Source organism: Micromonospora sp. AMSO1212t (genome assembly GCF_008868145.1).
In the GTDB taxonomy this organism is placed as follows: Bacteria; Actinomycetota; Actinomycetes; order Mycobacteriales; family Micromonosporaceae; genus Micromonospora; species Micromonospora tulbaghiae.
In genome coordinates, this window is the sequence record NZ_WBKS01000273.1 from 1 (window position 1) to 597 (window position 597).

The 597-nt window shown below is 80.4% G+C and carries 1 protein-coding gene; it reads left to right on the forward strand.

Annotated elements, in window-relative coordinates; all coding sequences use genetic code 11:
* Positions 1-137 precede the first annotated feature (137 nt).
* On the forward strand, positions 138-350 hold the full coding sequence (locus F8279_RS29775) for a hypothetical protein (RefSeq protein WP_139135455.1): 213 nt from the start codon (positions 138-140) through the stop codon (positions 348-350).
* The last annotated feature ends 247 nt before the right edge of the window (positions 351-597 follow it).

The window sequence follows — 597 nt, forward strand, 5'->3', positions numbered from 1 at the left end:
AAGCGGCAGGGGCCGGCTGGACCGGACCGGCTGGAGGCGGGCCCTGGCGTTCCTCCGTGCGTCCCCGCGGCGGCGCGGGGCGGGTGGGCTCCTCGCTTCGCTCTGCCCGTGCGGTGCCGATCGGAGCCTGCGCGCCGTTGCTGGGCGCGCCGACGACCGGCGTGGCCGAACCGGAGACCGGTGCGCCGGCAAGCGGCATGCCCGGGGCGGGCGCGCCGGAGACGGGCCTGCTGGAATCCGGCGTCCCCGAGACAGGTGCGCCGGCCGCCGGGCTCGCGGAAGCGGGCACGCCGGAGGTGGAATCCGAAGGCGTGCCGACCGTCGGGCCCGCCGGTACGCGGGACGTGTGACCGGGAGGCGCGCCGTACGGGTCCGGTGCCGGCATCCGGTGCCGCTCGCCCGCGTCAACCGGCGGCACGGGCCGCAGCGGGGCGTTGCCGGTCGACGGCGCGCCGTCGCCGGGGCGTACGGGCGCGCGCTGTGCCGACAGCGGATCCGGGGCCACCGGGGCGGGACGGGGGCGGTCGTCGGCACGCGGGCGGTCGGCCGACGCGGCCGGAGCCGTGTTCCGGTCCGGGGACGCCGGACGGCGCTCGT